The organism is Pyramidobacter piscolens W5455, from assembly GCF_000177335.1.
GTDB lineage: Bacteria > Synergistota > Synergistia > Synergistales > Dethiosulfovibrionaceae > Pyramidobacter > Pyramidobacter piscolens.
Map to the genome: position 1 here is coordinate 1 of NZ_ADFP01000131.1, position 8,671 is coordinate 8,671.

An 8,671-nucleotide genomic window follows, 5' to 3' on the forward strand; every position below is an offset into this window, starting at 1 on the left:
CGGATCCGCGCTTCGGCGGAGCTGTCCGCGCCAGCCAAACGCCGCCGCCTTAAAAAGCTGCGCGCCGCGCTGAAGCGCGACCCCGCCCGCGTCACGCCGCTGATGCTGGCAGCCGTCAACCCCAACGCCGCCGCGCCGGAGATCATCGCCTATCTGCTGGAAAAAGGCGAAGCGCTCGAAGCCAAAGACGGCGAAGGACGCACGCCGCTGATCTGCGCCGTGCGCTACAATCCCAGCCCGCTGGCGGCCGAAGCCCTGCTGAACGCCGGCGCCGATCCGCGCGCTGCGCTCAGCGGCAACGGCCTGCGCCGCCTGCTCCGTTTCAACGAGCGCATGGACGGGCGCGACAAAAAACGCCTGCTCCGCCTCATCCGCGAAAAACTCGCCCTCTGATCCGGCAAAAAAACGGTCCGCCCGTTTCGCTCGCGCGAGCGAAACGGGCGGACCGTTTTCGATATTGATCTTCAATGAAAAAACATCATCGGAAACGCCGTTCGCCAGCGTTTGCCGCGAAATCACCGGCTCTGCGCCAGCAGGCGCTCGACGACCTGCCCGACGCCGCCCTCGCCGTTCGGCGGGGCGATGACGTCCGCCTGGTCCTTGAGGGCCTGTTCGCCATTTTCCATCGCCACGCGGACGCCCGCGGCCCGGAACAGCTCGAGGTCGTTGTAGTTGTCGCCGAACGCCGCGATCTCCTCGCGGGCGACGCCGAAGCGGCGCGCCACCATCGCCAGCGCCAGCCCCTTGTTCGCCCGCGGGGCGAGCGCCTCGATCTGGCGCTCGCTGGAACGCGTCACGTACAGCCGGGGGCCGAAGCGCGCCGTCAGTTCGCCGTGCAGCGCCCGGACCTGTTGGGGCGGCAGAAGCGCGAGAAGTTTTTCCGGCCGTTCGCCGCATTTCGCCGCCAGGTCGGGGACGATCTCCACGCGCGCGCCCGTACGCCGCTTCAGGGCCTCGAGCGCGTCGGAACCTTCCTCGGCGAAGCAGGCGTCGCCGACGTAAAACCACGGCTTCGCCCCCGCCGCGCGAAAATGATCCAGCGCCTCGCGCGCCAGTTCCGGTCCGAGGCCGACGCGGCGCAGGTACGCCCCCGACCGGCTCATGCGCACGACCGCGCCGTTGACACAGATCACCGGCTGGTCGCCCGGCGCCGTCAAAGCGTATTTGCGCCCGCCCGCGAACAGACGCCCCGTGCAGATCACCACGCACACGCCCAGAGAGGCCGCTTTTGCCAGCGCCGCGCGGTTGCGCTCCGGCATGGACAAGCCGCCGGGGGCCAGCAGCGTGCCGTCGAGATCGGTTGCGATCATCCTGATCATCGTTTTTCCTCCGCTTCGGCGTCTTTCGCGAAAAAAATCGCCGTTTCTCCCGCGCATTATAAAGGAAAGAAGCGCCGCCGCCCAGCCGGAATTTTTCGCCGCGCGCGAAACTGCTTCTTTTCAACGGTACGAAAATAAGCTATTATACCAACGCATTGTTAAATATAATTTTACCGTTTTCAGTTCGTTAAGGAGGAAACACCGTGAGCATCGTGGAAATCGCCCGCTGGGTCGCGACCGTGATCGAATTTATCAGCATCTTCATCATCGCCTGGGGCGTGCTGCTGGCCCTGTACCGCATCGTGGCGCTGGCGCTGGAAAACTACCGCTCGACGTCGATATGCGCGGCGGCTGGCTGCGGCTGCGCCGCACCTTCGGCGAGATCATGCTGCTCGGGCTGCAGTTCCTCGTCGCCGCCGACATCATCCTGACGATCTGCAACCCCGACCTGCAAACGGTCAGCGTGCTCGCCGCCATCGTGATCATCCGCGTCGTGCTCAGCGTCTCGCTGGGCAAGGAGATCCACGGTCTGGAGGAACGCGACGCCGACGCCAAGCGCCACGCGCCGCCGCGTTACGAATAACGCCGTTTTCCCTCGCGGAAAAAATTCCCGTCGCGCTTCCGTCCGCCGCGAAGCGCGACGGGAATTTTTCCGCCGCCCGCCCCTAACCGGCGGCGGGCATCCGCCCCTTCAGGCGCGTGCGCCGCTCTTTGCGCGGGTCTTTCCAGTCCGCGAAATCGGGAACGGTGATCCGGTCCATTTCGACGTCCCCATCCTCGGTCAGCCCCGCGGCCTGGTAGCTGTCGAGCGTCGAGCTCTCCGTGAGCCGATAATCCTCGCCCACGGAACTGTCGTACACGTGCACGTCCAGAGCGTAGCCCGGCTCGCGGCCGCTCTGCAGGTCAGCCTCGAGGTTCAGCGCCGAATAGACCACGCGCCAGGGATCGAACCAGTAAAACGCCCCGTAGGCAGGACGCAGCGTCGCCAGGTGGCGGAAATCTTCGTGCTCGTAATAGCTCAGCCGATACAGTTCGAGGTCGCGGACCTGCGACCCCTCTTCGCCGACGGCCACGATCAGGCGCTCGCCCTTGGGAGAAATGCCGACGCCGCGGATCCGCTCCGGCTCGCCCACGTAAAAGGCCGCCGTCAGCGCCGGGTCGTCGGCCTCGGCGTTGTCCTGCGAGAGCGTGAAGACGTAGAGCACGGGGATCTCGCCGGCCGGATCGCCTTCGCCGCCGGCGACGAACCAATAGTAATCCACAATCACCGCTTCGTCGTCGAACGGCGAGAAATTATCGGGGAACTCTCCCCGACGAAGCTCGACGGCATATTCCCTGCGGTCGCGCCCCTCGCCGGCGAACACGCGCCCGTTTTCGGCGTCGACGCCGAAAACGGCTTTCGGCGTCCGCCACCACTCGCCCGGCTTCCAGCCCGGCAGCCAGCAGTACGTGCGCTCCGAGCGCAGCGCCCCGTTTTCCTCGGGGCCGCCGGCCGCCCATTGCGATACTTCGCCGACGTAATAATGCGCCATGTTGACGAAGCCGTCGCAGTACCCCATCACCGCGTACTCGTCGGTCGGCGTGGCGGCTTTGAGCGTCTGCGAACGGCGGCTGTCCGCGTCGAAAAGGCGCACGGAAAGGTAGCCGGCTTCCGCGCCTTCAAGGCCCGGCTTCTTCATCTTCGCGTCGTCGTACGCCGTGTAAACGAAGCGGCGTTCGTCCACCCAGACGGGGCCGCCCCAGTCCACGATGGAACCGCGCACCGAGGTCAGCGGCTTCATCTGCGCAAAGTCGTAGACGCGGTTGACGCGCTCGGCCTCGCCGTCGGGGACGGAAAGCGCGAATTTCGTCGCGCCGGGCGAAGCGGCCACGCAGGCGCCGTCGAGCCCGTCCTGCAAAGGCAGCAGCGCGCTCTGGCGCCCGTCCGGCGCGAAAAACGCCACGCCGGACTCGGGAAGCGCTTCGTCCGTAGCGTTCGGTTCGAGCGTCGCCCAGTAATACCGCGTTTCGCCGCCCGCTTTGACCTCGTGAAGTTCGAAGCCGAGTTCGGTCCTTCGCCCCGACTCCAGCTTGTACACCCTGCCTTCGCCAGGATCCGCCGCGTAAAGTTCCCGCGTTTTCGCCGGCGCGGCGAAAGCCGGCGAAAACGCCGCCAGCGCCGCAAACGCTCCCACGATCAGTTTCCCTGCCTTCATCGATCTCACGCCTTTCCCGATTCCGTCCGGCGTTTTTCGACGGCCGGACGTTGATGAAAATCGTTTTTCCGTTCCCTTATCTTACCAGAAAAACGGCGCGCGGCCTCACCTGAAAAGGTGATTTTTCCGCCTCCCGCGTCTTTTCGTCAGGCGCGCCGGCGTGGTATGATTACAGCCGCAGATCAGGGATCCGAAAACTCCGGCCGCGCGGCCGGAACGTCGTGACTTTTCGAGGAGGGATCTTTACATGAAAAAAATTCTCGCGCTCGCGGCGACGCTGGCGATGGCCGCGATGGCGTCCGCCGCCACGATCGACGGCGGATTTTTCACCGCCGAGGCGCCGTCCGAAGGCTGGACGATGCGGGCGGACGGCGAAAACTCCGCCGCGCTCGTCTCGCCCGACAAAGCGATCGTCTTCACGGTGACGAAGATGCCCGCGGCGGGCACGCCGCTGAAAGACGCCGCCGCCCGCATGGCCGAGGCTCACGGCTCGGAGGACCTCGTCAGGATGGAAGGCGAGGGGGAAGCCTGGGAATACACCGGCGCGGCCGACGGCCAGCCTTTGTACGCTCAGGTTTTCGACCTCGGCGGCGGCGTGTACGGCTGCATCACCATCGTCGGCGACCACGAGAGCGACGTCGCCACCGACGTGTTCAATTCCATTGCGTTCAAATAGAAAAACAGTTAGGACCTCCCGGCGGGGGGTCCTTTTCAATACGCGCGGCTTCAGGCGGCCGCCCGCAAATGTGCTAAGATATGTACGGTTTTTATTTGAAAAAACGTTTTCAGCGACCACCGCATTTCTTTCCTAAGGAGGCTCTTTTATGAAAAAACTATCCACTGCCGTTCTTTTCTTTATGCTTCTGGTTCCGGCCGTCTGCGCCAAGGAAGTTGACGGAGGCTTTTTCGTCGCCGACATCCCCTCGGGCTGGACCATGAAAAAGCAGGCCCCTGCGGTCATTCTCGCCTCGCCCAAGCGCGACACGATCGTCACCGTCGCGAAAGCCCCGACCGAAGGGCGCAGCGTCAGGGAAATAGCCGAAGCCGCCTGTAAGGAAATGGAAGGCGAGGACTTTGAAGATCTCGGCGACGAAAGTTACGATTACGCCGCCGAAGTCGACGGCGCTCCGCTGTACGTCCAGATTTACGGCACCGGCGAAGAAGGAGAGTGCGCCGTGATCACCATCTGGGGAGAACAGAGCGACTCCGCAGCGGCGGTTTTTGATTCGATTCAGATGAAATAACCGGGCGGGATCCGCGCCATGAAAAAAAATCTCCGCTTTTTCCTCGCCCTGACGCTTTTCTGCCCGCTCGTCCTGCCGCGGCAGGCCGCGGCGCTGGAAAAGTTTACCGTCGTCAATAAAAATCCGGCCCCGATTTTTGTCGCTATCTCATGGTACGACGATCCGAGCGCCCGCTGGAAAACCATGGGCTGGGCGGCTATCGACCCCGGCAAAAGCGCCGTTTACAACCTGAAAAGCAGCATCGACGTAATTTTCTATTATGCCGAAGAAACCGGCATGAAGCACACCTGGGACGGAGAGGATATGGCAGGCGCCCAAGTGCGCTTCGTCCGCGCCGAGGGCTTCGCCTACAGCGAAGACCAAGCCTGCCCGGGCAACAACCGGCGCGTCGTCGTCTTCCGCCCGCTCGATGTCGGCGATAGCGAAGAGTACACACTGACGCTGAGACGATAGGCGAACGCCATGAAAAAATCTCTCTGTCTTTCGACTCTTTTTTTCGGTCTGGTCACTTCTGCGTCGGCGCTGGAAATCAAGCCCGTACTGCCCGCGTGGTTCGCCCAGAAACAGAGTGATCTTGAAACGATCGCCATCGCTCCGCGCTGGTTTCTGGAAGAGCATACGGACTCACTGATGCGCGACTATTTCGGCGAAGAAACGGCAGCGCTGCCCCTCAAGGCAGTGCTGCCCCCGTGGTTTGCCAAAGAGCGTGCCAAGCCGCCGGAACTCGACGTCGCCGAATTTGCGAGATCCATCGGCAATATCTGGCGGCAGGACAAAAAACTTGCCATCCCCACGCCACCGCCCGAAAAACGCGCCAAACTGAGCGGCGGGCTGCCGGACTGGTACACATCGGCCAAGCCGCGGCACGACACGGAAAGCCTGCTGCTGCCTTCATGGTTCCGCGCCCGGGGAACAACGAAAACGGCCGAGCGAAAAACACCGCCGGCGCCCCATATTTCCTGGCTGACTCAGCTGCTCGACAATCCTCTCGCCCCCACCGCCGAAGACCTGTCACAAAAACAGGATCGTCGCGTCAAAAACGCGCCCCCAGGCAACTACGTTCAGCTGAAAGCCGCGCTGGAACCCCACGTCCGCATGCTGGAGGGGGAAATCACCATTCCCGTCAGCGCCAATCTTCACGAGAGCGCCATCGAGAAATATCTTGGAGAGCTCATGTTCGACTGGATCATCAAAAGTTATCATTTTGATTACGATGACGAAAAGCTCAGCCTGCGGCTCGTCTATTATGACTGGTACCGCTGCTGGCGCGGCGCGCAGAATCCGGAAGTGGGGTCCGAGCTGAGCGAACGCGACCGGGAAACGATCATGGCCGCCTGGGCTCTGATTGATACGCTCGCAAGTTCCGGCGGCGACCGTGACCAGCTCACGCTGATCAAAGGCTTTCACGATTTTCTCGTCGCCTCGGCGCGCTACAGCGATCGTCCGCGCTACCGCACCAAAGGCGCAAAACTCGACGACTATCATCAGACGCCCGACCGCGAAGCCCATTCCGTTCTGGTCGACAAAGAAGGTATCTGTGAAAGCTACGCCTCCGCTTTTCAGCTGATGTGCCGGCTGTCAGGCGTAGAATGCATTCTTGTGCACGGAAAGGGCGGCACGCCTGCCGAACCGCACGCATGGAACATGGTTCGCCTCGGCGGACGCTGGCGTCACGTTGACGTGACGTTCGACGACCCCCTGCCCGACTCGTCGGAGGAGATCATCCGCGACTACTTCATGCTTACCGACTCGCAGATCAGGAATGATCACGAATGGGACTCACGCTATCCGCGCACGAATTGACGCGGCTCGACAACGTAAATGTCTTCAATAGAAAACGCCTTCTGAGATCTTTTATGTCAATTCGTTGCACTTGGCTTGAATATTCACGCGCGGAATATTGCATCGCGCATAAAAATTGCCCGTATTTATTTCGCGGCGTCCAGCCTTTGAAAAATTCAAAACTTCACCTCTTCGGGTGATGCTTTTCCGCGGCGCCATGATAGGATAAGATCCAGAAAAAAATTTCCGCCGGACGGAGGTGAGACGACCATGACGGCATTGGGAGACGGCGTCGGCTGGGGGCTGGGCTACCTGTTTTTTCTGGCGGTTCTGTGCGGATGGAGCTGGTCGCTGCAGCGCCGCGTCGTCCACCCGGCGCTGCGCAGCGCCATGCAGGGAACGGCGCTGCTGCTGTTTTTCTGGATCGCGCTGCGGGCGCTGCAGTTTTTGGCGGCGTTCAATCTGCCCATGGCCCGCGACCGGTGGCAGGCATACCGCCTCATGCAGACGGCGGCACTGCGCGGCATGGACGTTGTGAGCTGGCTGATCTTCGCGCTGCTGCCGTGGCTCGATCTGCTGATCCTGCGCGTTTCCTCGCAGCCGCTCGACGCGCCGTCGCCGGATCGGGCGCTGACGCTCCATCTGACGGTTTCGCTGGCGCTGTGGCTGGCGGCGGTTCTGCCGCTGGCCGCGGGGGCGAAAAAAATCCTCGTCGGCTGGATCGCGCTCTCGACGCTGTGCTTCGCCGCCGGGCTGATCAAAAACGCCGCCTCGCCGGCCCGAGCCCGCCGCATCGCCGCGCCGCTGGCGATCCTCGGCGCTTTCGCGCTCTACGTCTGGCTATATTTCGTCAAGAGGCCCGCCTGGCTGACGGGCAGCCATTTTATCTTCGTCGCGGCCGCCGCGGTCTTCATCTTCTGGGAAAGCTGCCTGCGCAGCGGCGTTCTGCCCTGCAACAGCCGCTACGAGGAGCTGTTCGCGCTCGGCCCGGCGCGGATGTGGATCGAGGACGAACGGGGAACGCCCGTTTACCGCACCCGCCTCGCCCCGGTCCGCCCCGATGCGGCCGCACCGCCGGGGACGCAGCGCCGTTCGTGGCCGCTGCGCGGCGGCTCGGTGCTGTGGGAGGAGGACGTGGGCGCGCTGCTGGCGCTGCAGGATGAGCTGCGCGAACTGACGCGCGAACGCGAGCGCGGCAACCGCCTGCTGGCGCAGCGCAACAAGATCCGCGGCCGACTGCTGGAACTGCGCTGGCAGAATCGCCTCTGCGCCGAAGTCGAACGGCGCATGCAGGACAAGATCGAAGCGGCGCGCCGGATTCTCGCGGCCATTCCCGAACGCCCCGCCGAAGCCGAACGCGAAACGGTCCGCCGCGCCCTCGTCCGTCTGGGCGTGTTGATCTGCGCCGTCAAGCGCAAGAGCCATCTGTTCCTGAAAAGCAAACAGTCGAACCGGCTGCCGCTGGCCGAGATCGTGCAGGCCGCCATGGAATCGGCCCGCTGCGCCGCCCAGGCGGGCGTGAACTGCGCCCCGTTCTGCGCCGAAAGCGGCGCCGTGCCGGCGCGGTCGGGCATGTTCGTCTACGATCTGTTCGAGGAAGCGCTGGAAAGCTGCCTGACGTCCGCTCCCGCGTCGCTGCTGATGCGGCTGCGGCGCGCCGGCGGCGAGTTGGAACTGCGCCTCGTGATCGAAAGCGCGCAGCCGCCCGACGAAGCGGCGCTTTTACCGTCCCCGCTGCGGGAAACTCTGCGCCGTTTGAATGGGGAATACCGTCTCGAACGCGACGAGGGCAGCCTGTACGCGACCTGCCGTCTGCCTGACGACGGGAAGGAGGCGCGCCCATGAACGAGCTGCTGGCGTCCGGCGCTTTTTTCCGCATCGCCTTGATGGGGCTGGCCGCCCTGGCGCTGCTGTTCGAAGTTTTTCTGTCGCTGGAGCTGGGCCTGCAGCGGGAACGCCCCGGCCTGCGCGCCGCCCGCTTCGCAGAGTTCTTGGCCGGTTTGTACCTGCTGGGTGCGTTCGCGCTGCTGCTTGCCGTCCACTGCCGCGGCTACGCGGGGATGGAGGCCGTCGCTCCGCTGGCGCCGTGGCGGTGGCTGGCCGCGGTCCCGCTCGTCTTCCTCGGCGCCGT

At 63.8% G+C, this 8,671-nt stretch carries 11 protein-coding genes; 9 read left to right on the forward strand and 2 right to left on the reverse strand.

Features of this window, described 5'->3' with window-relative positions:
- A partial coding sequence (locus HMPREF7215_RS11335) for an ankyrin repeat domain-containing protein (RefSeq protein ID WP_009166046.1) occupies positions 1-393 on the forward strand: 393 nt, incomplete at its 5' end.
- A 122-nt stretch (positions 394-515) separates the two neighbouring features.
- Here HMPREF7215_RS11335 and HMPREF7215_RS11340 read toward each other — a convergent pair.
- Positions 516-1,319 (reverse strand): Cof-type HAD-IIB family hydrolase, encoded by an 804-nt coding sequence (locus HMPREF7215_RS11340; RefSeq protein ID WP_040551179.1) that lies wholly within the window; start codon positions 1,317-1,319, stop codon positions 516-518.
- 203 nt (positions 1,320-1,522) lie between these two features.
- Between HMPREF7215_RS11340 and HMPREF7215_RS13720 the strand changes: the two genes are divergently transcribed.
- Both HMPREF7215_RS13720 and HMPREF7215_RS13725 read left to right on the forward strand, forming a co-directional pair.
- Positions 1,523-1,750: a hypothetical protein gene (locus HMPREF7215_RS13720; RefSeq protein ID WP_009166048.1), complete on the forward strand. Its 228-nt coding sequence runs from the start codon at positions 1,523-1,525 to the stop codon at positions 1,748-1,750.
- Positions 1,660-1,902, forward strand: coding sequence for a DUF1622 domain-containing protein (locus HMPREF7215_RS13725; protein WP_050768922.1), 243 nt, complete (start codon positions 1,660-1,662; stop codon positions 1,900-1,902). Before HMPREF7215_RS13720 ends, HMPREF7215_RS13725 begins: the two co-directional genes overlap by 91 nt.
- 82 nt (positions 1,903-1,984) lie before the next feature.
- Here the strand turns inward: HMPREF7215_RS13725 and HMPREF7215_RS11350 are convergent, their stop codons facing one another.
- Positions 1,985-3,514: a hypothetical protein gene (locus tag HMPREF7215_RS11350; protein ID WP_009166050.1), complete on the reverse strand. Its 1,530-nt coding sequence runs from the start codon at positions 3,512-3,514 to the stop codon at positions 1,985-1,987.
- A gap of 247 nt (positions 3,515-3,761) precedes the next feature.
- Here HMPREF7215_RS11350 and HMPREF7215_RS11355 point away from each other — a divergent pair, with 247 nt between their 5' ends.
- The 6 genes from HMPREF7215_RS11355 to HMPREF7215_RS11380 form a co-directional block, all read left to right on the forward strand.
- Positions 3,762-4,190, forward strand: a complete 429-nt coding sequence (locus HMPREF7215_RS11355) for a hypothetical protein (RefSeq protein ID WP_009166051.1) — start codon at positions 3,762-3,764, stop codon at positions 4,188-4,190.
- 148 nt (positions 4,191-4,338) lie between these two features.
- Positions 4,339-4,758 (forward strand): hypothetical protein, encoded by a 420-nt coding sequence (locus tag HMPREF7215_RS11360; RefSeq protein ID WP_009166052.1) that lies wholly within the window; start codon positions 4,339-4,341, stop codon positions 4,756-4,758.
- Positions 4,759-4,776: 18 nt separating this feature from the next.
- Positions 4,777-5,211 (forward strand): DUF1036 domain-containing protein, encoded by a 435-nt coding sequence (locus tag HMPREF7215_RS11365; protein WP_009166053.1) that lies wholly within the window; start codon positions 4,777-4,779, stop codon positions 5,209-5,211.
- 9 nt (positions 5,212-5,220) lie between these two features.
- Entirely contained in the window at positions 5,221-6,561 is a 1,341-nt protein-coding gene (locus HMPREF7215_RS12575) for a transglutaminase domain-containing protein (RefSeq protein WP_009166054.1), read from the forward strand.
- Positions 6,562-6,810: 249 nt separating this feature from the next.
- Positions 6,811-8,385: a hypothetical protein gene (locus HMPREF7215_RS11375; protein WP_009166056.1), complete on the forward strand. Its 1,575-nt coding sequence runs from the start codon at positions 6,811-6,813 to the stop codon at positions 8,383-8,385.
- The coding region (locus HMPREF7215_RS11380) for a hypothetical protein (protein ID WP_009166057.1) at positions 8,382-8,671 on the forward strand (290 nt) is incomplete at its 3' end. The genes HMPREF7215_RS11375 and HMPREF7215_RS11380, both read left to right, overlap by 4 nt.

Coding starts and splice junctions, on each gene's coding strand:
- HMPREF7215_RS11340 (WP_040551179.1), bottom strand. CDS start 1,319: ATGATCAGGATGATCGCAACCGATCTCGACGGCACGCTGCTGGCCCCC.
- HMPREF7215_RS13725 (WP_050768922.1), top strand. CDS start 1,660: ATGCGCGGCGGCTGGCTGCGGCTGCGCCGCACCTTCGGCGAGATCATG.
- HMPREF7215_RS11350 (WP_009166050.1), bottom strand. CDS start 3,514: ATGAAGGCAGGGAAACTGATCGTGGGAGCGTTTGCGGCGCTGGCGGCG.
- HMPREF7215_RS11355 (WP_009166051.1), top strand. CDS start 3,762: ATGAAAAAAATTCTCGCGCTCGCGGCGACGCTGGCGATGGCCGCGATG.
- HMPREF7215_RS11360 (WP_009166052.1), top strand. CDS start 4,339: ATGAAAAAACTATCCACTGCCGTTCTTTTCTTTATGCTTCTGGTTCCG.
- HMPREF7215_RS11365 (WP_009166053.1), top strand. CDS start 4,777: ATGAAAAAAAATCTCCGCTTTTTCCTCGCCCTGACGCTTTTCTGCCCG.
- HMPREF7215_RS12575 (WP_009166054.1), top strand. CDS start 5,221: ATGAAAAAATCTCTCTGTCTTTCGACTCTTTTTTTCGGTCTGGTCACT.
- HMPREF7215_RS11375 (WP_009166056.1), top strand. CDS start 6,811: ATGACGGCATTGGGAGACGGCGTCGGCTGGGGGCTGGGCTACCTGTTT.